General features: G+C 63.3%; 21 protein-coding genes and 2 tRNA genes. 6 read left to right on the forward strand and 17 right to left on the reverse strand.

Going from position 1 to position 25,825, the window contains the following annotated elements:
* Window positions 1–33: 33 nt before the first annotated feature.
* Together pgeF and rluD are read right to left on the reverse strand one after the other, a co-directional pair.
* Complete coding sequence (gene pgeF, locus ACFOMF_RS03425; RefSeq protein WP_386361273.1) at window positions 34–780, reverse strand: peptidoglycan editing factor PgeF; 747 nt, start codon at window positions 778–780, stop codon at window positions 34–36.
* Complete coding sequence (gene rluD / locus ACFOMF_RS03430; protein ID WP_386361275.1) at window positions 777–1,754, reverse strand: 23S rRNA pseudouridine(1911/1915/1917) synthase RluD; 978 nt, start codon at window positions 1,752–1,754, stop codon at window positions 777–779. Before rluD ends, pgeF begins: the two co-directional genes overlap by 4 nt.
* Before the next feature lie 146 nt (window positions 1,755–1,900).
* On the opposite strand from rluD, the gene ACFOMF_RS03435 reads away from it, so the two are divergent.
* The 4 genes from ACFOMF_RS03435 to ACFOMF_RS03450 all read left to right on the forward strand — a co-directional run bounded on the left by ACFOMF_RS03435 (window position 1,901) and on the right by ACFOMF_RS03450 (window position 6,173).
* A complete protein-coding gene (locus ACFOMF_RS03435; protein WP_386361277.1) occupies window positions 1,901–2,896 on the forward strand; it encodes an outer membrane protein assembly factor BamD in 996 nt (331 codons plus the stop codon).
* A 43-nt stretch (window positions 2,897–2,939) separates the two neighbouring features.
* Window positions 2,940–3,170, forward strand: a complete 231-nt coding sequence (locus ACFOMF_RS03440) for a PP0621 family protein (RefSeq protein ID WP_386361278.1) — start codon at window positions 2,940–2,942, stop codon at window positions 3,168–3,170.
* On the forward strand, window positions 3,151–4,746 hold the full coding sequence (locus tag ACFOMF_RS03445; protein WP_386361280.1) for a two-component system sensor histidine kinase NtrB: 1,596 nt from the start codon (window positions 3,151–3,153) through the stop codon (window positions 4,744–4,746). Before ACFOMF_RS03440 ends, ACFOMF_RS03445 begins: the two co-directional genes overlap by 20 nt.
* 86 nt (window positions 4,747–4,832) lie before the next feature.
* Window positions 4,833–6,173, forward strand: coding sequence for a sigma-54-dependent transcriptional regulator (locus ACFOMF_RS03450; protein ID WP_386361281.1), 1,341 nt, complete (start codon window positions 4,833–4,835; stop codon window positions 6,171–6,173).
* A gap of 92 nt (window positions 6,174–6,265) precedes the next feature.
* Here the strand turns inward: ACFOMF_RS03450 and ACFOMF_RS03455 are convergent, their stop codons facing one another.
* The 11 genes from ACFOMF_RS03455 to rnr form a co-directional block, all read right to left on the reverse strand.
* The gene (locus ACFOMF_RS03455) at window positions 6,266–7,303 is read right to left on the reverse strand and encodes a DUF2333 family protein (protein WP_386361282.1); all 1,038 of its coding nucleotides are present in this window, start codon (window positions 7,301–7,303) and stop codon (window positions 6,266–6,268) included.
* Window positions 7,304–7,402: 99 nt separating this feature from the next.
* Window positions 7,403–9,658, reverse strand: a complete 2,256-nt coding sequence (locus tag ACFOMF_RS03460) for a YgiQ family radical SAM protein (protein WP_386361284.1) — start codon at window positions 9,656–9,658, stop codon at window positions 7,403–7,405.
* 169 nt (window positions 9,659–9,827) lie between these two features.
* Window positions 9,828–10,901 (reverse strand): alanine racemase, encoded by a 1,074-nt coding sequence (gene alr, locus ACFOMF_RS03465; protein WP_386361286.1) that lies wholly within the window; start codon window positions 10,899–10,901, stop codon window positions 9,828–9,830.
* Window positions 10,902–11,040: 139 nt separating this feature from the next.
* Window positions 11,041–12,438: a replicative DNA helicase gene (gene dnaB, locus ACFOMF_RS03470; protein ID WP_386361288.1), complete on the reverse strand. Its 1,398-nt coding sequence runs from the start codon at window positions 12,436–12,438 to the stop codon at window positions 11,041–11,043.
* Between the two features lie 128 nt (window positions 12,439–12,566).
* Window positions 12,567–13,013 carry a 50S ribosomal protein L9 gene (gene rplI / locus ACFOMF_RS03475; RefSeq protein ID WP_386361290.1) on the reverse strand — a complete coding sequence of 149 codons (447 nt, stop codon included), beginning with the start codon at window positions 13,011–13,013 and terminating at the stop codon, window positions 12,567–12,569.
* Between the two features lie 18 nt (window positions 13,014–13,031).
* Window positions 13,032–13,919: a hypothetical protein gene (locus tag ACFOMF_RS03480; RefSeq protein ID WP_386361292.1), complete on the reverse strand. Its 888-nt coding sequence runs from the start codon at window positions 13,917–13,919 to the stop codon at window positions 13,032–13,034.
* Between the two features lie 37 nt (window positions 13,920–13,956).
* On the reverse strand, window positions 13,957–14,187 hold the full coding sequence (gene rpsR / locus ACFOMF_RS03485) for a 30S ribosomal protein S18 (RefSeq protein WP_386361294.1): 231 nt from the start codon (window positions 14,185–14,187) through the stop codon (window positions 13,957–13,959).
* A gap of 27 nt (window positions 14,188–14,214) precedes the next feature.
* The gene (gene rpsF / locus ACFOMF_RS03490) at window positions 14,215–14,634 is read right to left on the reverse strand and encodes a 30S ribosomal protein S6 (protein ID WP_386361296.1); all 420 of its coding nucleotides are present in this window, start codon (window positions 14,632–14,634) and stop codon (window positions 14,215–14,217) included.
* Window positions 14,635–14,789: 155 nt separating this feature from the next.
* A complete protein-coding gene (locus ACFOMF_RS03495) occupies window positions 14,790–16,871 on the reverse strand; it encodes a PAS domain-containing protein (RefSeq protein ID WP_386361298.1) in 2,082 nt (693 codons plus the stop codon).
* Between the two features lie 139 nt (window positions 16,872–17,010).
* Window positions 17,011–17,763 carry a 23S rRNA (guanosine(2251)-2'-O)-methyltransferase RlmB gene (rlmB, locus tag ACFOMF_RS03500; protein ID WP_386361300.1) on the reverse strand — a complete coding sequence of 251 codons (753 nt, stop codon included), beginning with the start codon at window positions 17,761–17,763 and terminating at the stop codon, window positions 17,011–17,013.
* On the reverse strand, window positions 17,760–20,282 hold the full coding sequence (gene rnr, locus ACFOMF_RS03505) for a ribonuclease R (protein WP_386361302.1): 2,523 nt from the start codon (window positions 20,280–20,282) through the stop codon (window positions 17,760–17,762). Before rnr ends, rlmB begins: the two co-directional genes overlap by 4 nt.
* A 179-nt stretch (window positions 20,283–20,461) precedes the next feature.
* Here rnr and ACFOMF_RS03510 point away from each other — a divergent pair.
* Window positions 20,462–20,548 (forward strand) — tRNA-Leu (locus ACFOMF_RS03510).
* 94 nt (window positions 20,549–20,642) lie between these two features.
* Window positions 20,643–20,729 (forward strand) — tRNA-Leu (locus ACFOMF_RS03515).
* A 125-nt stretch (window positions 20,730–20,854) separates the two neighbouring features.
* Here ACFOMF_RS03515 and ACFOMF_RS03520 read toward each other — a convergent pair.
* The 4 genes from ACFOMF_RS03520 to hflK form a co-directional block, all read right to left on the reverse strand.
* Window positions 20,855–22,147 carry an adenylosuccinate synthase gene (locus ACFOMF_RS03520; RefSeq protein ID WP_386361304.1) on the reverse strand — a complete coding sequence of 431 codons (1,293 nt, stop codon included), beginning with the start codon at window positions 22,145–22,147 and terminating at the stop codon, window positions 20,855–20,857.
* Window positions 22,148–22,238: 91 nt separating this feature from the next.
* Entirely contained in the window at window positions 22,239–23,426 is a 1,188-nt protein-coding gene (locus tag ACFOMF_RS03525) for an ATP phosphoribosyltransferase regulatory subunit (RefSeq protein ID WP_386361306.1), read from the reverse strand.
* 240 nt (window positions 23,427–23,666) lie between these two features.
* Window positions 23,667–24,533, reverse strand: coding sequence for a protease modulator HflC (hflC, locus tag ACFOMF_RS03530; protein ID WP_386361308.1), 867 nt, complete (start codon window positions 24,531–24,533; stop codon window positions 23,667–23,669).
* Window positions 24,533–25,774: an FtsH protease activity modulator HflK gene (hflK, locus tag ACFOMF_RS03535; RefSeq protein WP_386361310.1), complete on the reverse strand. Its 1,242-nt coding sequence runs from the start codon at window positions 25,772–25,774 to the stop codon at window positions 24,533–24,535. The genes hflC and hflK overlap by 1 nt, the downstream gene beginning before the upstream one ends.
* Between the last annotated feature and the right edge of the window lie 51 nt (window positions 25,775–25,825).

Consider the following 25,825-nt stretch of genomic DNA (forward strand, 5'->3'; position numbering starts at 1 on the left):
TTGACCCAGCGCAACTGCGGCCGCCTAGAAGGCTCAGCGGGGCGCCGGCTCCAGCCAGACCAGGGAGGCGAAGCGCCCGGTGACGGCGTCGCGCCGGTAGGAATAGAACCGCGAGTCACGGAAGGTGCAAAACCCACCGCCATACACCGCCGTGACACCGCAGGCGTTCAGACGCACACGGGCCAGCTCGTACAGGTCGGCCAGGTACCGACCAGGGGAGGCGCTGGCAACGAATGCGGACGCAGCGGCCGGGTGCGTGGCAACGAAAGCCTCCCGCACTTCCGGGCCGACTTCGAAGGCGGCGGGCCCGATCGCAGGCCCGAGCCAGACCAGCAACTGCTCGGGCGGCAACGCCAGGGCCTCCAGCGTGGCCTCCAGCACCCCGCCGGCCAATCCGCGCCACCCCGCATGAGCAGCAGCCACGCGGGTCCCCCGACGGTCACAGAACAGCGCAGGCAAGCAGTCGGCGGTCAATACCGTGCAGGCCATTCCCGGCACGTCACTCCAGCTGGCATCAGCCGTTGGGCACTGCGCCGGGTCGGCCTTGATCACTACGCTCGAGTGAATCTGCTCCAACCACGCCGGGGTGGCGCCGATGCTGTGCTGCAGCAAATCACGGTTATCGGCGACCGCGCTGGGCGAGTCGTGCACATGGGTGCCTAGATTGAAGCCATCGAACGGCGGCAGGCTCGTGCCACCCTGACGGGTAGTGACACAGGCACGGACGCCTGCCGGCACCGGCCAGTCCGGCTGAATCCACTCGGCCGGCCATCGATTCACCCGACGAAGGCTTCGCGGTCCTGCTGCAGCAAGGTCAGCAGCCAGACGAAATCATCAGGCAGGGGCGACGACCATTTCATCCGTGCCCCGGTGGCCGGATGGTCGAGCTCGAGGAAGCGAGCGTGCAAGGCCTGGCGAGGAAACTCACGTAACGACTGCACCAGGGTCGGGCTGGCTGCTGGCGGGATGCGGAAGCGGCCGCCATAGACCGGGTCGCCTATCAGGGGAAAGCCGGCATGCGCCATGTGTACGCGAATCTGGTGGGTGCGGCCGGTTTCCAGCTTCACCCTGACGTGGGTATGCGCCCGGAAGCGTTCCAGTACCCGGTAATGGCTCACGGCGGGCTTGCCGCCCTCCACCACCGCCATGCGCTGGCGCTGCTGGCCATGACGACCGATCGGCGCATCGACGGTAGCCCCCGAGGTGACCACTCCGATCACGATCGCCTCGTAGATGCGGCTGACGCTGCGCGCCTGCAGCTGCTCGACCAGACGGTTCTGCGCCTGCAAGGTCTTGGCCACCACCATCAGACCCGTGGTGTCCTTGTCCAGCCGGTGGACGATGCCGGCCCGCGGCACCTGGACCAGGTCGGGAACATGATGCAGCAGGGCATTGAGCAGGGTGCCATCGGCGTGGCCGGCAGCCGGGTGGACCACCAGCCCGGCCGGCTTGTCGAGCACCAGGATATGCTCGTCCTCGAAGACGATATCCAGGTGGATGTCCTGCGCCTGCCATTCGCCTTGCGCCTCCTGCTCGGCATCCAGCTCCAGCACCGAGCCGGCATGCACCGTATCGCGCGGGCGAAGCTGTTGACCATCGACGGTCAGGCGGCCGTCCTTGATCCAGGCGGACAGGCGCGAGCGGGAAAAGTGCTCGGCGAACAGTTGCGCGGCGATCTGATCGAGGCGCTGGCCGCCCAGGTCGAAGGGGACCTCGGCGCTAAGTTGTATGTGCTGCTTTGAGGTCGTCGGCATGGGCTAGGCTGGCGGGCCGCAGCGCTTTGGTTTCGGCTGCTGGCTTGTGTTTAAATACGGCGTCTTTGTCCCGGCGAGCCGGGGCGCCCATCATAACAGGACGGCTCCGCTCGAGACAGCCAGCCGTCACAGGGACGCAAGCCGCCATGCAAGTGAAACACCTGCTGCTGATCGCCATTCTCAGCCTCACAGCCGCCTGCGCCTCCCAAGATGCGCTTGACGAGAACCTCAGCGAAACCCAGCTCTACCAGCAGGCCCAGCAAGATTTGAGCAACGGCAGCTATACCAGTGCCATTACCAAACTGCGGACCCTGGAGTCGCGCTATCCCTTCGGCCGCTATGCCGAGCAGGCGCAACTCGAGCTGACCTACGCCTATTACCGCAACGCGGAGCCGGAAGCCGCGCGGGCAGCCGCGGATCGCTTCATTCGCCTGCACCCGCAACACCCGAATGTCGACTATGCCTATTACCTGAAGGGACTGGCCTCTTTCGACCAGGATCGCGGCATGCTGGCGCGTTTCCTGCCGCTGGACATGTCCAAGCGCGACCCTGGCGCCGCGCGCGACTCGTTCAACGAATTCGCCCAGCTTACCGCTCGCTTCCCGAACAGTCGCTACGCCCCTGACGCCAAGTCGCGCATGGTCTACCTGCGCAACCTGCTGGCAGCCAACGAGATCCATGCGGCCCACTACTACCTCAAGCGACAGGCTTATGTAGCAGCAGCCAATCGGGGCCGTTACGTGGTGGAGAACTTCCAGGGCACTCCGTCCGTCGCCGATGGCCTGGCAGTGATGACCGAGGCCTATCAGCGCCTCGGGCTGCAGGAGCCCGCCGCGGCCAGCCTGGCGACCCTCGAACTGAACTACCCGCAACACGCTTCGCTTTCGCGCGGCCGCTTCGTGCCGCGCGAAAGCGAGACCGATGGCCGCTCATGGCTCGCTCGCTCCACACTCGGGCTGATCGAGAGCGATGCACCGCCGCCCCGCGCGTCGGATGCCAATCGCGAGGTCTGGCGCCAGTATCAGCAGGCCCAGCAGGAGCTGCCCGAGGAGATCCGCTCCCCCTCGACCCCGCGCCGCGCCGACGAACCTGCCCAAGGCCGCAGCTGGCGCAGCCGGCTGACCTTCGGCCTGTTCGACTAGCCACCGGTCGCCCCTACGGGTCCGCCAATTCGGGAAGAGAGACATGGGTCTGTTCCGCCTGATCATCTTGATTGCGCTGATTGCCGCAGGGGTCTGGGTGTGGCGCAAGCTCACCCGCAAGGTACCGGTGAAGCCAGACCAGCCTGCCCCACCGATGGTTCGTTGCGCCCAGTGCGGCGTGCACGTGCCACGCGACCAGGCGCTGCAAGCCGACAGCCAGTGGTATTGCAGCAAGGCCCACCTGGAGCAGCACAATGGCACAGGCGGCCAGTGACGCCTTTCTGACCAGCCGCTCCGGCGGGCGAATCCTCGGGCTTTATCATTTCTACCGGCTGACCGTCGGCCTGGCGCTGGTATTGCTTGTCGCCAGCGAACTGCCCAATGAACTGTTGGAATTGAGCAATCCGACTCGCTTTCATCAGGGCGCGGCCGTCTATCTGATACTCAACGTCCTCGCCAGCCTGGCGATGCGTCAACTCAGGCCCGCCCAGCTCACCGCATTGGTGCTCACCGACGTTCTTTTGCTGCTGGGGCTTTTCTACTTCGCCGGTGGAACCCCGAGCGGTATCGGCAACCTGGTGGTGGTCTCTGTCGCCATTGCCAACATCCTGGTCCAGCGTCGCATCGGCCTGCTGGTGGCCGCCACCGCCTCGCTGGGGCTGGTGTACCTGACCTTCTACCTCAGCCTTGACCATTCAGCGGCGAGCAGCCAGTTCGTCCAGGCTGGCGCGCTCGGTGCGCTGTGTTTCGCCGCCGCACTGCTGGTACAGGGCCTTACCCAGCGACTACGGGTCAGCGAAAGCCTGGCGCGGCAACGCGCCGAGGACGTTGCCAATCTCGAGGCGCTCAACGCGCTCATCCTGCAACGCATGCGGACCGGCATCCTCGTGCTGGACCCGCATAACCGGGTACTCCTGGCCAATCATGGTGCCATGAGCCTGCTCGACCAACAGGACCTGGAGTCGAAGCAGATCGACACGCAGTGTCCCGGACTTCACCAGCGGCTGCAGCAATGGCTACAGAACCCCACACGCCGCCCCGACCCGCTGGAGGCCACTCCCGACGGCCCGACGCTGCAACCGAGCTTTACTCCACTGCAACACGGAGACCAGACCAACCTGCTCATCTTTCTCGAAGACCTTTCCCAGGTCGCGCAACAGGCGCAGCAATTGAAACTCGCATCCCTGGGCCGCCTCACCGCGGGTATCGCCCACGAGATCCGCAACCCGCTCGGCGCCATCAGCCATGCGGCCCAATTGCTGGAGGAATCGGAAGTACTGGAAGGACCGGACCGGCGCCTCGCGCAGATCATCCAGGATCATTCCCGGCGCATGAACCTGATCATCGAGAATGTGCTGCAACTGTCCCGACGGCGCCAGGCCGAGCCCCAGCTGCTCGACCTGAAATACTGGCTTCACCGCTTCGCCAGCGAGTTTCGCGCTCGCTTGAGCCCGAACCAGCAGTTGCACGTGGAAGTCTCCGGCAATGCCCTGAAGACCCGAATGGATCCCAACCAATTCATTCAGGTGCTCTCCAACCTGGTGCAGAACGGGCTGCGCTATAGCGCGCAACAGCATTCCACAGCCCAGGTCTGGCTCAAGCTCTACTGCGAAGAACGCACCGAGCTGCCCACGCTGGAAATCCAGGACGACGGCCCCGGCGTACCGCCCGAGGACGCCCAGCACATATTCGAGCCCTTCTTCACCACCGACACCAATGGCACCGGCCTTGGCCTGTACCTCTCACGCGAGCTCTGCGAAAGCAACCAGGCGCGGATCGACTACCTGCCGCGCGAGGGCGGCGGTAGCTCCTTCCGGATCATCTTCGCCCACCCTCGCAAGCTCGGCTGAGCCGAGGGCTGGAACCTGACTCCGTGCCATACACCCGAGCGACGAAGGGTTAAACTAGCCAACCCGCTCCCGACAGACATGCCATCATGACCCGCAACCGCAAAGCGCTGATCATCGACGACGAACCGGACATCCGGGAACTGCTTGAGATCACCCTTGGGCGGATGAAGCTGGAAACCCGGTCAGCCTGCAATCTCAAGGAAGCCCGCGAATGCCTGGCGCGGGAGCGCTATGACCTGTGCCTGACCGACATGCGTCTGCCTGATGGCAGTGGCCTGGAACTGGTGCAGCATATCCAGCAGCGCTACCCCGAGCTGCCGGTCGCCATGATCACCGCCTACGGCAGCCTGGATACGGCGATTGGTGCACTCAAGGCAGGCGCTTTCGATTTCCTGACCAAACCGGTGGACCTCAATCGACTGAGGGAGCTGGTCAATAGCGCCCTGCGCCTGCCCGCCCCCTCACGCCCAGGCGACGAGGAACCGGTCGGCAGCCGGCTTCTGGGCGAAGCGCCACCAATGAAAGTGTTGCGCAAGCAGATCGGTAAACTCGCGCGCAGCCAGGCACCCGTCTACATCAGCGGCGAATCCGGCACCGGCAAGGAACTGGTGGCGCGCCTGATCCATGAACAGGGGCCGCGGGCCGAGCGCGCCTTCGTCCCGGTCAACTGCGGCGCCATCCCCAGCGAGCTGATGGAGAGCGAATTCTTCGGCCACAAGAAAGGCAGCTTCACCGGCGCGATCGAAGACAAGCCTGGGCTGTTCCAGAGCGCCAACGGCGGCACCCTGTTTCTCGATGAGGTCGCCGACCTGCCGCTGGCGATGCAGGTCAAGCTGCTGCGCGTCATCCAGGAAAAAGCGGTGCGCGCGGTGGGCGGGCATCAGGAGGTGGTGGTCGACGTGCGCGTCCTCAGCGCGACCCACAAGGACCTCGCCGCCGAGGTTGCCGCGGGACGTTTTCGCCAGGATCTCTACTATCGACTGAACGTCATCGAGCTGAACGTCCCGCCGTTGCGCGATCGCCGCGAGGACATTCCGCTGCTCGCCGAAGCGATGCTGGCGCGCCTGACCAGTACTGCGGGGTTGGCTCGCCTGCACCCCGACGCCCTGGCCAAGCTCCAGCACTACCGATTCCCCGGTAATGTCCGCGAACTGGAGAATATGCTCGAGCGCGCCTACACCCTTTGCGAGGACGACGAGATCAAGGCCAGCGACCTGCGCCTGGCCGATACCCCTGCGATTGCAGGCGGTGAAGAGGCTGACCTGGCTCAGGTCAGCAACCTGGAAGACCACCTCGAAGACATCGAGCGCAAACTCATCATGCAGGCACTCGAGGAAACCCGCTGGAACCGCACCGCCGCAGCGCAGCGTCTGGGGCTGAGCTTCCGCTCCATGAGGTACCGGCTGAAAAAGCTGGGGCTGGATTAGAGCCGAAAAAGCCCTGGAGCCGGGAGGCTGAACGAAAGGACACCTCGCGCCCTCGTCCAGCCTTCAGCGCCTTTCTTGCGGCTCTTCGCCCCTTACCCCTGCGCCAGCAGCGCGCGCAGGTCCATGATCGCGGCGTTGGCGCGAGAGATGTAATTGGCCATGACCAGCGAATGGTTGGCAAGCATGCCGAAACCGCTACCGTTGAGCACCATGGGGCTCCAGAGGGGTTCCTGGGCGGCCTCCAGTTCGCGAATGATCTGGCGAACGCTGACCGTCGCGTTCTTTTTCGCCAGCACGTCGGCGAAATCTACTTCGATGGCGCGCAGCAGGTGCGAGAGTGCCCAGGCGTGACCTCGCGCCTCATAGAAGATGTTGTCGATCTGCATCCAGGGCGTTTCGACAAACTCCTCTTCCACCGGCGGCACTACGCCGGCCTGGACCTGCTCGGGCGGTAGAGCAAAATCCAGGCGTACCCGTCCGACGCTGGCAGAGAGCCGCTGGGACAGCGAACCGAGGCGGGTCGAGACATCACCAAGCCAGCCATTGAGGTTGTCGGCGCGGGCATGGAACTGTGCCTGCGGCTGCTCGGCGCTCAGCCTTGCCAAGTAGCGATCGAGCGAGCGAATGCCCTCGCGATACTCGGTCTCCGAAGCCGGCAATGCCCAGCTGCGGTTGTTGAAATGAAACAGCGGTTCGCCCCGCGCCAGGTCACGGTCCTCGGCCGATTGGGACTGCGAGCGGGCAAAATCCTTGCGCAGGGCACGACTCATGTCGCGCACCTGGGTCAGCACGCCATATTCCCAGCTGGGCATGTTGTCCAGCCAGACGCCGGGCGGGGCGACGTCGTTGCTGAGATAGCCACCTGGTTTGTCAAGCAGGGTGCCGGCGACGCGCTTCAGGGTTTCCACCGTGGTGTAGCCCGTCACCAATTGACGCTGGCTCGCCTCCGCGGCCTCCCGGGCGTGCTGCTGCACCGAGAAGGCCGCAGGCTCGCGGCTCCAGTACCAGCCCAGTACCAGGAGCACCAGCAGATACACACCAGCCAGGCCCGCCAACAGCTTCAGCAAATTCTGCCGCTTGCTGCTCGCACCTGCCCCACCCACGCTCAGACGACTCTTCCAGTCCCGCATCCACTCATCTCCAGGCTGCCCCGCTACGCAGGTCAAAGCGCTGCACTATATCACTCTGGTTCTGACGCAACGGCAGCTGCCACCTGAACGGAAGGCGACTCAGCGGCCCTTTCGCCCCTTGCCCTTTTCCGCGTTGCGCCGTGCCTCGGCCGCGGCCTTGGCCTTTTCCCGCTTGTCCCACGGGTTGCCGTCCTGGCTACGCGGCGGCAGGCCGGTGTGCTGGGTGAGCAGCGGCTTGGTCTTGCCGGCGCCCGCCTTCTTGCTGCCAGCAGGCGTGGAGTTCTTGCGCCGTGCCGAGCGATATTCGTCAACATTGGGCTGATGGCTGGGGATCAACTGATGCTTGCCGTTACCGATCAGATCGGCGCGGCCCATCGCCGTCAGCGCCTCGCGCAGCATCGGCCAGTTCTTCGGGTCGTGATAGCGCAGGAAGGCCTTGTGCAGCTTGCGTTGCTGCTCGCTCTTGACGATGGTGACGCCATCGCTCTTGTAGGTGACCTTGCGCAGCGGGTTCTTGCCCGAATGGTACATGGCGGTGGCCGTGGCCATCGGCGACGGGTAGAACGCCTGAACCTGATCGGCGCGAAAGCCATTGCCCTTGAGCCACAGGGCGAGATTCATCATGTCTTCGTCGGTGGTCCCCGGGTGCGCGGCGATGAAGTACGGGATCAGGTATTGCTCCTTTCCCGCCTCCTTCGAGTACTTTTCGAACATGCGCTTGAACCGGTCGTAGCTGCCGATGCCCGGCTTCATCATCTTCGCCAGCACGCCTTCCTCGGTGTGCTCCGGGGCGATCTTCAGGTAGCCGCCGACATGGTGGGTCACCAGCTCTCTGACGTACTCGGGCGACTCCACCGCCAGGTCGTAGCGCAGCCCCGAGGCAATGAGGATCTTCTTTACCCCAGGCAGCTCGCGGGCCGTGCGGTACAGCTGGATCAGCGCCGAGTGATCGGTGTTGAGGTTCTCGCAGATGCCGGGGTAGACGCAGGACGGCTTGCGGCAATGCCGCTCGATTTCAGGATCCTTGCAGGCGATGCGGTACATGTTGGCGGTCGGCCCGCCAAGGTCGGAAATCACACCGGTGAAGCCTGGCACCTTGTCGCGAATCTCCTCGATCTCGCGAATGATCGAGTCTTGCGAACGGTTCTGGATGATCCGGCCTTCATGCTCGGTGATCGAGCAGAAGGTACAGCCGCCAAAGCAGCCACGCATGATGTTCACCGAGAAACGGATCATGTCGTAGGCCGGGATTTTTTCCTTGCCGTAGGCCGGATGCGGCACCCGGGCATAGGGCAGGCCGAACACGTAGTCCATTTCCTCGGTGGTCATGGGGATCGGCGGCGGATTCAGCCAGATGTCCAGAGTGTCATGGCGCTGGACCAGCGCACGGGCGTTGCCGGGGTTGGTTTCCAGGTGCAGCACACGATTGGCATGGGCATAGAGCACCGAGTCGTTGCGCACCTTCTCGAAGGCCGGCAGGCGGATCACGGTGCGCTCGCGGGTCAGCTTCGGGTGCGGCAGCAACTGCACCACCCTGGGCTCGTTCGGATCATCGACTGGCCCCCGCGCCTGCTCGATGGCGCAGGCCTCCATGTCCTGGGTATTGACGTAGGGATTGATGATCTTGTCGATGTGGCCCGGACGGTCGATCCGCGTGGAGTCGATCTCGAACCACCCCTCCGCGGGGTCGCGGCGGATGAAAGCCGTGCCGCGAATATCCGTGACCTGGGCGATGGGTTCACCGGCAGACAAGCGCTGGGCGATCTCCACCACGGCGCGTTCGGCATTGCCGTACAGAAGAATGTCGGCGGTGGCGTCCATGAGGATCGAACGGCGCACCTTGTCCTGCCAGTAGTCGTAATGGGCGATCCGGCGCAGCGAAGCCTCGATGCCACCGAGCACCACCGGCACGTGGCTGTAGGCTTCCTTGCAGCGCTGGCTGTATACCAGGCTGGCGCGGTCCGGGCGCTTGCCGGCCAGGCCGCCTGGAGTGTAGGCGTCGTCCGAGCGGATCTTGCGATCAGCGGTGTAGCGATTGATCATCGAATCCATGTTACCTGCGGCGACCCCGAAGAACAGGTTCGGCTCGCCGAGCTTCATGAAGTCGTCCTTCGAGCGCCAATCCGGCTGCGCGATGATGCCTACCCGGAAGCCCTGGGCTTCCAGCAGCCGCCCGATGATCGCCATGCCGAACGACGGATGGTCCACGTAGGCGTCTCCGGTGACGATGATCACGTCACAGGAATCCCAGCCGAGCTGATCCATTTCCTCCCGACTCATCGGCAGAAACGGCGCCGGACCGAAACACTCGGCCCAGTACTTGGGATAGTCGAACAGTGGCTTGGCTGCTTGCATGGCGGAGTCCCGGGGGGTTGGGGCTGCGAAGGGCGCGCAATATAGCACAAAAAACGAACAGATATCCGAGTGGAACACTCGGGCATTCAATAGCCGATGAAATGCTGACGCTACGGAACGAGCATCGTCTTCACGCTGAGCCTCCGGCCTCTTTGCCTGCTCTGGCGCTCTACCGGTAGCGCCTCGGGACGCGCCCGGTCACCTTGGTCAGCAGTTCGTAGCCGATGGTGCCGCACGAATGGGCCAACTGATCGACAGGCATCTGTCGGCCCCACAGCTCCACCTCGTCGCCGAGCCTGGCCTCGGGCAGGTCGGTGAGGTCGACCGCGAGCATGTCCATCGACACCCGGCCGGCCAGCGGTACAGGCTGGCCACGGATGACCACCTCGGCGCCCGGGCCGGCGTGGCGGGGGTAGCCGTCGGCATAGCCGCAACTCACCGTACCGATGAGAGAGGGCCGCCGCGCCAGCCAGGTTCCGCCATAGCCTACGCAGTCGCCCACCTGAACCTCGCGAATGGCGATGATCTGGGCGGTGAGGCTCATCACCGGTTCCAGTCCCAGACTGGCTGCGCTGCGATCAGCGAACGGGGTCGCGCCGTAGAGCATGATACCGGGCCGGATCCAGTCCAGATGCGCTTGCGGCAGGCTGAGAATCGCCGCCGAGTTGGCCATGGAACGGTTGTTGAATTCAGTCGCGGGCAGCGCATTGAAACGAGCAAGCTGCTGCTGAGTGAGCGGATGGCCCTGCTCATCGGCGCAGGCGAAGTGGCTCATCAAGTTCAGCTCGGCGACCTGGGGCGCCCCCCGCAGGCGCCCCTGCCAGTTGCGCGCCTCGCTGTGCCCCAACCCCAGGCGATGCATGCCGCTATCCAGCTTGAGCCAGACATTGAGCGGACGCGTCAGCGAGGCACTCAGCAAAGCCTGGGCCTGCGCCTCGCCCTGAACCGCGACGTCGAGCTGCAGCTGGGCGGCTGCCTGATATTCGGAGGGCTCGAAACAGCCTTCGAGCAGAAGAATGCGCGCCTCGCCATGCATTGCCCTTACTTCTGCGCCCTCTTCCAGGCTGGCCACGGCAAACCCATCGGACACGTCACGCAAGGTCACCACCGCCTCCCGCACACCGTGCCCGTAGGCGTTGGCCTTCACCACCGCAAAGGCCCGACACCCCGGGGCGAAACGCTTGGCGAGCAGGTAATTGTTACGCAGCGCAGTCAAATCGACAGTGGCAACGAGGGGGCGCATGGGGCAGTCCTTGGCGGGAGGCAGGGTGTACATTCTCGAACGAGGACAGAGAGGCCGCAAGCGGCTGGAGGCGGCACCGCGCCACCCACCTCGTCCAGCCTCAGGCCTACAGCGCTCTTATCGGCTATTCGGTTTTCGCTTATTCATCATCGTCGAACTGATAGCTTCCCGGCGCCAGGTTCTCGAAGCGAGTGTACTTGCCGAGAAAGGCCAGGCGCACCGTGCCGATCGGGCCGTTTCGCTGCTTGCCGATGATGATTTCGGCCACGCCCTTGTGCTCGGTTTCCGGATGGTATACCTCGTCCCGGTAGACGAACATGATGATGTCGGCGTCCTGCTCGATGGCGCCGGATTCCCGCAGATCGGAGTTGACCGGGCGCTTGTTCGGTCGCTGTTCAAGTGAGCGGTTGAGCTGCGACAGTGCCACCACCGGGCAGTTGAACTCCTTGGCCAGCGCCTTGAGCGAGCGGGAGATTTCCGAAATCTCGTTGGTCCGGTTATCCCCCGAGGAGCCCGGAATCCGCATCAGCTGCAGGTAGTCGACCATGATCATGGCAATCTCACCGTGCTCACGAGCCAGGCGACGGGCGCGGGCGCGCATCTCCGTAGGCGAGATGCCGGCCGTATCGTCGATGAACAGCTTGCGTTCGTTGAGCAGATTGACCGCCGAGGTCAGCCGTGGCCAGTCGTCGTCGTCGAGCTTGCCGCTTCGCACCTTGGTCTGGTCGATGCGCCCCAGGGAGGAGAGCATCCGCATGACAATGGAGTCGGATGGCATCTCGAGGGAAAACACCAGTACCGCCTTGTCGCTGCGCAGCACCGCGTTTTCGACCAGGTTCATGGCAAAGGTGGTCTTGCCCATCGAAGGCCGGCCGGCAACGATCACCAGATCAGCCGCCTGCAAACCACTGGTCTTTTCGTCCAGGTCGGTAAAACCGGTGGACACACCGGTGATCCCCTCGTTGGTATTGAACAGGGTATCGATCCGGTCGATGGTCTTGACCAGGATCTCGTTGATCCCGACCGGCCCCCCGGTCTTCGGGCGCGCCTCGGCAATCTGGAAAATCTGCCGCTCAGCCTCGTCGAGCACTTCCTCAGCCGTCTTTCCCTCTGGGAAATAGGCCGTGTCGGCAATCTCGTTGCTGATGGAGATCAACTGGCGCAACGTGGCCCGTTCGCGAATGATCTGCGCATAGGCCTTGATATTGGCCACAGAGGGCGTGTTCTTCGCGAGCTCACCAAGGTAGCCCAAACCACCCAGCTGCGACAGCACCCCCTCCTTGTCCAACTGCTCGGACAGGGTCACCACATCGAACGGCTGGTTACGCTCCACCAACCTGACGATGGCGCGAAAGATGAGACGATGATCGTGGCGGTAGAAATCGCCATCGGACACCTGGTCGGAGACCCGCTCCCAAGCTTCGTTGTCCAGCATCAGGCCGCCAAGCACTGCCTGCTCGGCCTCGATGGAATGAGGCGGCACCTTGAGCGCGGCGGTATCGAGGTCGTACTGCTGGGGAGCGCTGATGTCGTTCATGGCACCGATGAATCCGCGAAAATCAACTCGTCGGCGACCTGATCGGGCGCCGCAAAAAACAAGGGGCACGGCACTGGCGTCAGTGTCGTGCCCCGATGCAGGCTAACGCCTACAGGCGAAGGTCAGCCTCAAGCGGCGATGACGATCACCCTGACGGTCGCCTCGACGTCGGTGTGCAGGTGCACGGCCACGTCGTATTCGCCAACCTGGCGAATGGTGCCGTTGGGCAGGCGCACTTCGCTCTTGGCCACTTCCACGCCGGAAGCGGTCAGGGCATCGGCGATGTCGGCAGTGCCGATGGAGCCGAACAGCTTGCCTTCGTCGCCGGCACTGGCGGTGATGGTCACTTCCAGTTCAGCCAGTTGAGCGGAGCGGGTTTCAGCGGACGACTTCTTGTCGGCAGCTTGCTTTTCCAGCTCGGCACGACGTGCTTCGAATGTCGCGATGTTCTCGGCCGAGGCGATGGTCGCCTTGCGCTGCGGCAGCAGGTAGTTACGCGCGTAACCACCACGTACATTTACTTTGTCGCCCAGGTTGCCCAGATTGGCGATCTTTTCCAGCAGGATGATTTCCATGACTCTTACCTTCGAAATTTAACCGTTCTCCGGTCCCGAGCCCCGGTTTCGGGAAGCGCGACCGCGAAAATCCAACAGACTGTCGACAACGGCCAGAAAAGCCAGCAACGGATAGAGCAATTGCACGAACAGCACCAGCGTGACGTACATCCCGATCAGCCAGAATCGCCCCAGGCGTCCCTGTGCAACCAGCCCGTGTACCAGCGCCAGGCCGGCAAACATCAGCGGTACGCTGCACAGCGGCGTCAGCATGGCCGTGCCTGCGCCAAGGTTCGGCCCCAGCAGCGTGGCTGCCAGCAGCGTCAGCCCCAGGAGCGGCGGGAAACGCAACTCCCTGAACTCACGCCCGAAACCACCCGGGTTGTACAGCACGCCTTGCCAGTAACGCCCAAGCATCAGGCTCACCAGGGTCAGCATCTGCAACAGTGCCGCCAATAGCCCGGTTATCACGCCAGTCAGCACCGCTTCCAGACGCGCCTGTTCATCGCCCGACATCTGCTCCCACACCCCCGGAAGGGCCTGGGGCAGGAGCTTTTGCACCTCGCCACTGAGGCTGGCGATGGGCTCATCGAACACGGCGCCCAGCACCAGCGCGTACACCACGCCGAGGCCGACGCTGTACAGCATGACCTGCCGCCAGGGCAGTTCGCTGCGCAGCGCCAAGGCCAGCGCCAGGGTACCCAGCAGGACCATCGGCACCCGAGGGTCGCCGAGGTACCACCAGACCGCACCGGGCAAAAGCGCCCAGGCAACTACCCCAAGGCTGTCGCTCAGACCACGCCGCAGCAGTACCAGACTGCTCACGGCGGCGCTCAACCAGAACAGCATCGGCAGCGCCGCAGAAGCGACCACCACCAGGGTGGCCTGCTTGCGACCACGCATCACAAAATCGGCTAGGGCGCGCACGCGCTCTCTCTTCCTTGCTCAGCTATCGGCCAGTCAATCAACGACCGTGGCTGTCGGTATAAGGCAGCAGGGCCAGGTAGCGGGCGCGCTTGATGGCGGTCGCCAGCTGACGCTGATACTTGGCCTTGGTCCCGGTGATCCGGCTGGGAACGATCTTGCCAGTCTCGGAGATGTAGGCTTTCAGGGTGTTCAGATCTTTAAAGTCGATTTCCTTCACGCCTTCGGCGGTGAAGCGACAGTACTTGCGACGACGGAAAAAACGTGCCATGAGTCGGCTCCTCAATGAGTCCTGGGATTACTCGCCAGCGTTGTCTTGATCGTTATCGCTGTCGTTGCTACCGGCATTGTCAGCGTTCTCGGGACGGTCGCGACGCTCGCGGCGCTCGCTGCGGTTTTCCTCGGCCTTGAGCATTTCGGACTGACCGGTTACGGCTTCGTCGCGACGGATGACCAGGTTGCGGATGACTGCATCGTTGTAGCGGAAGTTGTCTTCCAGCTCGGCCAGGGCCTTGCCGGTGCACTCAACGTTCAGCATCACATAATGAGCCTTGTGAACGTTGTTGATGGCGTAGGCCAACTGACGACGACCCCAGTCTTCCAGGCGGTGGATCTTGCCGCCGTCTTCTTCGATCAGCTTGGTGTAACGCTCCACCATGCCGCCGACCTGCTCGCTCTGGTCCGGGTGAACCAGAAAGATGATTTCGTAATGACGCATAGATGCTCCTTACGGGTTGTAGCCTGCCGCCAACGCGATCAGGCAAGGAGTGAATGGTTTCTTGTGCCTGCCGACAGGCGAGCGCAAGCCTGCCCTGAAGGCAAGGGGCGCCATTCTAGAGAAGGGAGCAACACCGCGCAAGGCTTGCCGTCGGATCAGCCGAGCCGCCCCTGAATGCCGTCGAGCAGCGCGCGCACCCTCTCGATGTCGTAGGGCTTGAGTACCGCGTGGACGCCGTCGAGCGCTTCAGCCCTGACGTCGATGGCATATCCCGAGGCAATCACGATCTCCAGCCCCGGAAGTTTTTCACGCACTCGCCGAGCCAGCTCCAGACCACTCATGCCCGGCAGGCCGATGTCGGTGAAGAGCACATCGAAGGACTCCCGGTCGAACTGATCGAGCGCTTCTTCGGCAGTCTCGCCAAGATAGACCGAGTGCCCAAGCTCAGCCATGACCTCGCCGGTCAACATCCGCAGCGTAGGATCGTCCTCGACGAAGAGAATGCGCAACCCGCCCGTCTCTGCCTGCATATCCACCTCCGCTGGACCCTCCGGCGCTGCCCGCCCGCCTGCCGCTGCCGGCGAATCAGGATGCCGTGGAAAGCAGACACGGACCTCGGTACCGCCCCTGGACACAGGAATCAGCTCGATGGATCCGCCGGTCTGCTTGATGAAACCATAGACCACGCTCAGCCCCAGGCCCGAGGAACCTCCATCACGCTTGGTGGTGAAAAAGGGTTCGAAGGCTTGCTTGCGAACCTCGGCGGACATTCCGCAGCCTTCGTCCACCACACTCAGCAGCACCTGCTGTCCGTCATGCGACGAATGCCTGGCGACACGAATCAGCAATCGCCCCCTACCACCCATCGCATCGCTGGCATTGGCCGCCAGGTTCAGAATGACACTTTCGAGATTGCTCTTGTCGGCCAGCACAGGCCAGGCCTGGCGATCGAGATCGAGCTGGATATCGATCCCCTGCCCCAGCGACCCGGAGAGCAGGTCGACCATCTGCTCGACCAGATCGGCCAGGTCTAGCGGCTGGGGCTGCAGCGATTGACGGCTCGAGAAGGCGAGCAACTGGGAGGCCAGCCGCGCACCACGCTCCACGCTACCAACGGCCGAATCGAGCCGGCGCTGGGCCACCGGATCGGTACCCAGATTGCGTCGCAGCAGTTGCAGGTTGCCACCGATAATCTGCAGCATGTTATTGAATGCATGCGCCACGCCACCTGTCAGCTTGCCCACCGCCTCGAGTTTCTGCGCCTGGAGCAGTGCCGCCTCGGCAACCTGCCGATCGGCCTCGCTCTGCTGCAGCTCGCACGTGCGCCGCTCCACCAACCGTTCCAGATGCAGACGATACTCTTCGAGCTCCGCCTCGCTACGCTGCTGCATGGTTACGTCACTGCCTTGAATGAAGATGCCCGAGACACGCCCATCGACCTCAACGATGGGCTGATACACAAAGTCGACAAACATCTCCTCGAGAACGCCACCTTGCTGTCGCAGGCTGATCGGCATGCGCCGCCCGACATAGGCCTCACCGCTTTCATAGACCCGGTCCAAGAGCCCGATGAACAACTGCCCTTCGAGATCCGGAAAGCATTGCCGCACGGTCATGCCCATCAGCGGCCGATCGCCAACCAGGGAGCGGAAGGCGTCGTTGAACATTTCCACGACGTGCTCGGGACCTCGCATGAAGCAGACGAAACCCGGGGTCTGGGAAAAGAGCCGGCGCAGTTGATCACCTTCGTCCTGCACCTTGAGCGCACGACTGATGACTCCCTCCTCAAGCTGTACCAGCGGTGGCTGCCCCGCTGACGCCGACGGGCCGTGACCCGCCTTGACGAGTTCGGTGATATCCGACGTGTTCTGCAGGATGGCCGAGACCTCGCCGTGCTCATCGAACAGGGGCGTATGGGTCGCACTCCAGTAGCGATCTTCGAGGACGGGCCCCTCAGGGGTGTGGCGCGCGATCGAGTACTGGATCACGGGCAGGGTGTCAGGCTTCTTCCGTTGCAGCACCCGGTCGAGAGAGGCCAGCAGGCTGGGACCGGCTTCGGGCTGACGGGGGTCAGGCGCAAACGCCTCATGGAGCCGTCGGCCGCGGATCTCTTCCAGCGACCTGCCCGTCAGCTCGAGGTACGCCCGATTGGCGTCGATGATCGACAGGTCTGGCGCAAGCACGACATAGGCATTGGGGGCGGATCGGAAAAGAGCTTCGAACGAGAGGACCGACAAGGCAGAGTTCTCCATGGCATGACCGTACCGGTCGCAGGGCAGTCTCCTGGATGAACGACCGCACAAGAGCCGCCCCAACGTTACAGAGGCGGCAAAATCGAATTTTGACCCAGCGGGAAACAGGAAAAGTTCCGCCAGCCTAGCGAGCCTTTGTCGCTCCCCGCTGGCGCACCGCTTCGAACAAGCAGACGCCGGTCGCTACCGAAACGTTCAGACTGCTGACGCTGCCGCCCATGGGCAAGCGCACGAGATAGTCACAGGTCTCCCGCGTCAGTCGCCGCATACCCTTGCCTTCGGCCCCCATCACCAGCACGGTGGGGCCGGTCAGATCCTGGGCGTACAGATCACGCTCGGCTTCGCCAGCGGTGCCGACCACCCACAGTCCCCGTTGCTGGAGCTTTTCGAGGGTCCTGACGAGATTGGTCACCGCTACCAGCGGCACGACCTCCGCCGCCCCGCAGGCCACTTTGCGCACCGTGGCGTTGAGCGTCGCCGACTTGTCCTTCGGCACGATCACCGCCTGCACACCCGCCGCGTCCGCGGTGCGCAGGCAGGCACCAAGATTATGCGGGTCGGTCACGCCGTCGAGCACCAGGATCAGGGGCACCCGATCACTACGCTCGAGCAATTCCTCGAGCATGTTTTCGCCACAGACCTGGCTTGGCGTGACCTCGGCCACCACGCCCTGGTGGACACCTTCGACCCACTCGTCCAGCTCGCGTCGGTCGGCCGACTCCACGACCACCCGCTCGGCGCGAGCGAGGTCGATGAGTGCCCGGATGCGCGGGTCGTCGCGTCCCGCCGCCAGCCAGATGCGCTTGACCCGTTTGGGGTGATGGCGCAGCAAGGCTTCGACAGCGTGCAGACCATAGATCTTTTCCAGCGTGGTCATGACTTGGTCCTGCGCTTGCGGGGAGCACCCGCTGAGGGAGCTGCAGGCTTGCCGCGCGCCTTGCCGCCCTCTCCGGAAGCCGATTTCTTGCCCGCCGAGCCACCCCGGCCGCCTGGCGCCTTCTTGACCTGATGACGAGCTTCGTCAAGCAAGGCCTTTTTCATTTCACGACTCTTGCTCACCTCTCCGCCCGCCTTGCCCGAGGTCGACGAGCGGGAGCCTGAAGCGCCCGCCCGCCCCTTGGTTGAGCGCTCGGTGTTGGCATTCCCGCCCCCATCGATAAGTTCGAAGTCGATCTTGCGTTCATCCAGGTTGACGCGCGCCACGCGCACCTCGACGGTGTCGCCCAGGCGATAGCTGCGGCCGCTGTGCTCGCCACTGAGGCGATGGTGGACCGGATCGAAATGGTAATAATCACCTGGCAAGGCAGTTACATGAACCAGCCCTTCGACATAGATGTCGGTCAGTTCGACAAAGATGCCAAAGCCGGTCACCGCGGTGATCACGCCGGGGAAGTCATCCCCTACCCGATCCTGCATGTACTCACACTTCAGCCAGTTGGTGACATCGCGAGTGGCTTCATCAGCCCGTCGCTCGGTCATCGAGCACTGCTCGCCGAGTTGCTCGAGACTTGCCTCGTCGTAGGGATAGATGCGGGCCTTGGGCATGCTCGAAGCGCCGGCTCGATTCACATGAGGCGTGTCCTTGCGGGAGCGGATCACGCTGCGAATCGCCCGATGCACCAGTAGATCCGGATAGCGACGGATCGGTGATGTGAAGTGGGTGTAGCCTTCGTAGTTCAATCCGAAGTGCCCATGGTTATCGGCACTGTAGACCGCCTGACTCATGGAGCGCAGCATCACCGTCTGGATCAGGTGAAAGTCCGGGCGATCCTGAATCGTCTCGAGCAGTGCCTGGTAGTCCTTCGGCGAAGGATCACCCTTGCCCTTGTGCAGCGCCAACCCCAGCTCGCCAAGGAAGCCGCGGAGCTTTTCCAGCCGCTCGGCTGGCGGCACGTCATGGACGCGATAGAGCGCCGGCACTTCGTGACTCGAGAGAAACTCGGCCGCCGCCACGTTGGCGCAGAGCATGCACTCTTCGATCAGACGGTGGGCGTCGTTGCGCTGGGTAGGCCGGATCTCGACGATCTTGCGATTCTCGCCGAAGAGGATGCGGGTTTCCTGGGTGTCGTAATCGATCGCACCCCGCTCATGACGCGCCTTGAGCAGCACCTTGAACAGGGCGTGCAATTGCTTCAGGTGCGGCACCACCTCGGCGTACTCTTCAGCCAGCGCCTTGCCCTCGGCGGTGCGACCGTGCTCGAGAATCGTCCCGACCTTGTTGTAGGTAAGCCGGGCATGGGAATGAATGACCGCTTCATAGAACTGATAGTCGGTCATCTTGCCCGAGCGACTGAGGGATATCTCGGCCACCATTGCGAGACGATCGACATGCGGATTGAGTGAACAGAGGCCGTTGGACAGCACCTCCGGCAGCATCGGCACCACGCGCTCGGGGAAATACACCGAGTTGCCGCGGTTCTTCGCCTCTTCGTCGAGCGCAGAGCCCACCTTGACGTAATGCGAGACGTCGGCGATGGCCACATACAAGCGAAAACCGCCTGCGATACGCCTCAGGCCGCCAGGGCGCTCGCAATACACCGCATCGTCGAAATCGCGGGCATCCTCACCATCGATGGTGACGAAAGGCAGGTGCCGCAGGTCGACCCGTTTTTCCTTGTCCCGCTCGGCCACCTCGGGCTTGAGCCGGGCCGCTTCGCGTTCCACGGCTTCGGGCCAGACATGCGGGATATCGAAACTGCGCAGCGCGACGTCGATCTCCATCCCCGGCGCCATGTAATTGCCAATAACCTCGACGATATCGCCCTGGGCCTGGAAGCGCTGGGTGGGCCAGTGAGTGATCTTCACTTCGACGAACTGACCGGGCCTGGCACCACCATCACGACCAGGGGTGATCAACACCTCCTGCTGCACCTTGGGGTTGTCGGGTTCCACGTAGCCGACGCCGCTTTCGACGTAGTAGCGCCCCACGACGCTCTCATGAGCACGACTGAGGACCTCCACCACTGCCCCTTCGCGGCGGCCGCGCCGGTCGACGCCGGCCACTCGCGCGAGGCAACGATCACCATCAAAGACCAGACGCATCTGCGCCGGACTCAGGAACAGGTCCTCGGTCTTGTCGTCAGGCACCAGAAAACCGAAGCCGTCGCGATGACCACTGACGCGCCCACAGATCAGATCAAGCTTGTCCACCGGGGCGTAGGCACCGCGGCGGGTATAGATCAGCTGACCGTCACGCTCCATCGCGCGCAGGCGCCGCCGCAAGGCCTCGACGTCATCCTCGCTCTCGAGACCGAATTCCTGGAGCAGTTGCTCGCGCGTCGCTGGTGAGCCACGCTCACCCAGGTGGAGAAGAATCAGCTCACGGCTGGGGATGGGGTTGTCGTACTTTTCCGCCTCGCGCGCGGCCTCAGGATCGAGGGAATGCCAATCGGCCATTAAGTCAGGTTACCTTCTATGAATTCGGACTTTGCCCTATTGAAGCGCAAAAGCCGGCCCAGCACAGCCTTCACGCCAATTATTTTTTACCGCCAGGGGTTTACAAGGTCAGGACCCTTCCTTATAGTTCGCGCCCACAGCGACACAGGCCTTTACCGGCTAACTGTTACTGTAGCAGTGCCCAGGTGGCGGAATTGGTAGACGCACTAGGTTCAGGTCCTAGCGATGGCAACATCGTGGAAGTTCGAGTCTTCTCCTGGGCACCACTTTCCAAACGATGAACTCGGATCCCGTGATCCAGTCACATCTGGAACGAAGCTTGCCAGCTTCGGCTGAAGTCAGTCAGCAAAAAATGGCGATGCCCAGGTGGCGGAATTGGTAGACGCACTAGGTTCAGGTCCTAGCGATGGCAACATCGTGGAAGTTCGAGTCTTCTCCTGGGCACCATCTTTAAGAAACCGAGCCATTGGCTCGGTTTTTTTATGCCCGCCCGACAGGACTCGCCATCATCATGCAGCCCGACAAGCCTTGGACTGCAAGGCAAGAGGCCGCCCGCAGGCGGCCTCCTCGTTTCAGGCGTAAGGGTGACGCATGACAATCGTTTCGTTGCGGTCCGGGCCGGTGGATACGATATCGATCGGCGCGCCTACCAGCGCCTCGATACGACTGATGTAGGCCCTGGCATTCGCCGGCAGCTCATCCAGGCTCTTGGCACCCACAGTGGATTCATTCCAGCCAGGCATGTCCTCGTAGACAGGCACCAGGCCTTCGTAGCTGTCCGCATCGGTCGGCGCCTCGATGGCATTACCGGCCTGATCCCTGTACCCGACACAGATGCGTACGGTTTCGAGCCCATCCAGCACGTCGAGCTTGGTCAGACAAATGCCGGAGATGCTGTTGATCTCGATGGACCGGCGCAGGATGACCGCATCGAACCAACCGCAGCGCCGGGCGCGACCAGTGGTGGAACCAAACTCATGGCCCTGCTTGGCAAGGTGCGCACCCACCTCATCGAACAGCTCGGTCGGGAAGGGGCCGGAGCCCACTCGAGTGGTATAGGCCTTGGTGATGCCGAGCACATAATCCAGGTACAGCGGGCCAAAGCCCGAACCGGTGGCCGTGCCGCCGGCGGTGGTACTGGAGCTGGTGACGTAGGGGTAGGTCCCGTGATCGACGTCGAGCAGCGAACCCTGCGCACCCTCGAACATGATATTGGCGCCCTGCTTGCGCAACTCGTGCAAGCGCACCGTGACATCCAGCACCATGGGTTTAAGGGCTTCAGCAAAGGCCAGCGCATCCTCCAGGGTTTGCTGGAAATCAACCGGCTCTACCTTGTAGAAGTTCTGCAGCATGAAGTTGTGGTATTCGAGCAGCTCGCGCAGCTTCCTGGCAAAACGCTCGGGGTTGAGCAGGTCGCCCACCCGCAGCGCCCGGCGGGCAACCTTGTCCTCATAGGCCGGACCGATGCCGCGCCCGGTAGTGCCGATCTTGCCCTCGGAGCGAGCCGCCTCGCGGGCCTGATCCAGCGCCACGTGGTAAGGCAAGATCAGGGTGCAGGCCGAGCTGATACGCAGGCGATCGCGCACCGGCACGCCCTTCTCTTCCAGCTTGGTGATTTCGCGCATCAGGGCGTCGGGTGCAACCACCACACCGTTGCCGATCAGGCACTGCACATTGCTGCGCAGGATCCCCGAGGGAATCAGGTGCAGGACGGTCTTCTCACCGTCGATGACCAAGGTATGCCCGGCGTTGTGGCCACCCTGGAAACGCACGACGGCGGCCGCGTGCTCAGTCAGCAGGTCGACGATCTTGCCCTTTCCCTCATCGCCCCACTGGGTGCCCAGGACCACGACATTCTTACCCATAAACCTCTGTCCTCTTAGCGAAGCAAGCCGGTCGGACCGGCAGTTTATTCAGAACACCCGTCCCAGCCGTAGACTCGCCGGGGCGGATCGATCAGTGGACAAGCGGCACCACCGACCAGGAATCATCCTGCAACCGGAGTTGCCGGTCGCAACCTGCAGCGCGCGCCTCGTCGAGGCCCTGCCCCTCGAGCGCTTGCACTACTCGCTCACCGGCACGGCGCAGAGCACTGACCTGCTGCCACAAGGCGGGATCATCGAGCACCGGCGCCCAGATTCCGCATGGCGCAACCGACCACTGCGCATTACCCAGCACCACCAGGGTCTTCAGGTCAGCCGAAAAGCCGGTCGCGGGTCGCGCCCGACCAAAGTCGGCGCCGATATCGTCGTAGCGCCCACCCTGGGCGATGGACTGGCCGCTGCCCGGAACAAAGGCGGCAAACACCACACCCGTGTGATAGTGATACCCACGCAGCTCCCCAAGGTCGAAATACAACGGCAGCTGCGGATGACGGACCGCCAACTGAGCCGAAAGCTGACGCAGCGTGGCCAAGGCTTCACGAACATCAGCCGGCGCACTGGCCAACGTCGTTTCCGCAACCTCGAGAATCTCCCGACCGCCGCACAGGCGCGCAAGCGCACGCAGCATCCCAGCCAGCCCCGACTCGAGTCCGGACGTGAGCATCGTGACCTCATCCATCGCCTTGCGTTGCAGGGCATCGAACAGAGCTTGCTCGGCCTCGCCATCGAGTCCGGCAGCACGCACCAACCCTCGATAGATCCCGACGTGCCCCAGGTCCATATGGACATCCGGGACCTCGGACAACTCGAGCATCTCGAGCATCAGGCTGATCACTTCAAGATCGCTGCCGGCGCTGCTATCGCCATACAACTCCGCGCCCAGCTGGATAGGGCTGCGCGAGGTGGACAAGGCTCTGGGCTTGGCGTGCAGTACGCTCCCGGCATAGCACAGGCGCGCCGGCCCCTGGCGTCGCAAGGCGTGGGCATCAAGTCGCGCGACCTGCGGGGTTATGTCCGCTCGCAAACCCATCTGTCGACCTGACAGCGGATCGACCACCTTGAATGTACGCAGGTCCAGGTCATGCCCGGCGTGCACCAGCAACGACTCGAGAAACTCCATGTGCGGGGTGATCACGAACTCATAGCCCCAACGCTGGAACAGATCCAGCATACGGCGCCGTGCGCTCTCGATGCGCTCGGCCTCCGCCGGCAGCACTTCCTCGATGCCATCTGGCAGCAGCCAGCGATCCACCGTTGCCATGTCGCCATCACCTCTCGTCCAGCAAGCCAGCTCCTCGGGGAACCGGGCAGCAAAGCTGTTCTTCGTTCAACCCCGGCAAGGCCAGGGCTGCATGAGCCGTCCTGACCGCAGTCAAGGACAACGTGCCCGCGCACATGGGTGCTGCAGACGCAAAAAAGCCGGGCTTATCCCGGCTCGCGGATCATAGCAATCTTTTCTATCGGGGTCACCCGGCGGGCTGGCCGCCGGGTATCGCCGCGGTTATCGCGCCTGCTGCAGGTAGCGGAAGAAATCGCTACCCGGATCCAGGACAAGGATATCGTCCTTGCTCGAGAAGCTCTCCCGATAAGCCTGCATACTGCGGTAGAACGCATAGAACTCGCTGTCCTGCTGATACGCCTGCGCATAGATGGCGGCCGCCTCGGCGTCACCTTCACCGCGCATCTCTTCGGCGACGCGGAACGCTTCGGCGAGCAGTACCCGACGCTGACGATCGGCATCGGCGCGAATCCCCTCAGCCAGCTCCTGACCCTTGGCCCGATGCTCACGCGCCTCGCGCTCCCGCTCGGAACTCATCCGCTCGAAAACGCTGCGATTGACCTCCCGCGGCAGGTCGATGGCCTTTACCCGCACGTCGACCACCTCGATACCCAGCTCCCGATGAGCGGCGCGATTGAGACTGGCGGTGACCTGCGCCATCAACTCGTCACGCTGGCCGGACACCGCCTCGTGCAGTGTACGCCGACCGAACTGGTCACGCAGCGCCGCCTCGAGACGGCGAGAAAGCCGCTCGTCGGCAATCGCCCTCATGCCGGAAGTAGCGGTATAGAAGCGCTCGGCATCATCCACCCGCCATTTGGCATAGGCGTCCACCATCAAAGCCTTCTTCTCAAGGGTCAGAAAGCGCGAGGTAACGGAATCCAGGGTCATCAGACGCGCATCGAACTTACGGACGCTGTTCACGTACGGAAGCTTCATATGCAGCCCAGGCTCCACGTCAGGCTGAACGATTCGCCCGAAGCGCAGCAGCACCGCGCGCTCTGTTTCCATGACGATGTAGAAGCTGTTCCACAGCACCAGTGCAGCAACCACGCCCACGATCAGCGCGGTAAGAGACTTGTTGCTCATCAGCGAACCTCCCTCGTACGCGCATCCCGGATATCGAGGTCGCCCGGCAATCGCGCCGCCTCACCCGAGCGCAGCGTGCTTGCGGCACCGCCCTGCTGAGCGGGACCGGTGGCACTGCCGCCCGCGCCCGCCGCGCCAGCGCCGGCGCCACCACCGATCATGCGATCGAGCGGAAGGTAGAGCAGGTTGTTCTGGCCGCTCTCGCCAGTGATCAGAACCTTGCTGGTATTGGACATGACTTCCTGAATCGTATCGATGTAGAGACGCTCACGCGTGACTTCCGGTGCCTGGCTGTACTCGACGAGCAGGCGCGTGAAGCGCTCGGCCTCACCCTGGGCCCTCGCGATCACCGAATCCCGGTAACCGCTCGCCTCTTCCAGGAGACGCTGTGCAGCACCGCGTGCCTCGGGGACTACGCCGTTGGCATAGGACTCAGCCTGGTTGCGCAGACGAACCTCGTCTTCGCGAGCGCGGATCACGTCATCGAAGGCTTCCTGAACCTCGCGCGGCGCCGCAGCGCTCTGCAGGTTGACCTGGGACACGACGATCCCTGTGCTGTAGCTGTCCAGGAAGCCCTGCAGGCGCTCACGCACCTCCGCCGCCATCACTTCACGACCTTCGGTCAAGGCCTGATCCATCACGGTCGAACCGACGACATGACGAATGGCACTGTCGGTGGCGTGCTGCAGGCTGACCTCTGGCTGATCGACTGCCAGCACGAAGTTCTGCAGGTTCGAGATCCGGTACTGGACAGTCAAGGGCACTTCGATGATGTTCTCATCCTCGGTCAACATCTGCCCGGCCTTGCTGTATGAACGCTCGCGCGTGACGTTTTCCTGGAACTTGCGATCGATCGGCGGAAAGTAGATGTTCAGGCCAGGCCCCACGGTTTCGTGGTATTTGCCAAAGCGCAGCACCACGGCCTGCTCCTGCTCGTCGACGATGTATACCGCGTTGAACAGCCAGACCGCCAGCGCCACGACCAGCGCAATGCCAAGCAGGCCAAAGCCGCCCTTGCGCCCAGCCCCACCACCGCCGAAGCTGCCGCCACTGCGCTTGTTGTTGCTTCCGAACATTCCATTCAGACGGTCCTGAAGCTTGCGAAACGCTTCGTCCAGGTCTGGCGGGCCCTGATTGTTGTCGCCCCCGCCGTTACCACCGCCACCACTACCGCCTCGACGCCCACCGCCACCCCAGGGGTCTTGATTGTTCGAGTTGCCACCCGGCTCGTTCCAAGCCATAGCGCTCTCCATTCCGAATACGCGAAAAAAGACACGCCGCAGCGCATCGCT

The organism is Stutzerimonas tarimensis (assembly GCF_042648805.1).
In the GTDB taxonomy this organism is placed as follows: domain Bacteria; phylum Pseudomonadota; class Gammaproteobacteria; order Pseudomonadales; family Pseudomonadaceae; genus Azomonas; species Azomonas tarimensis.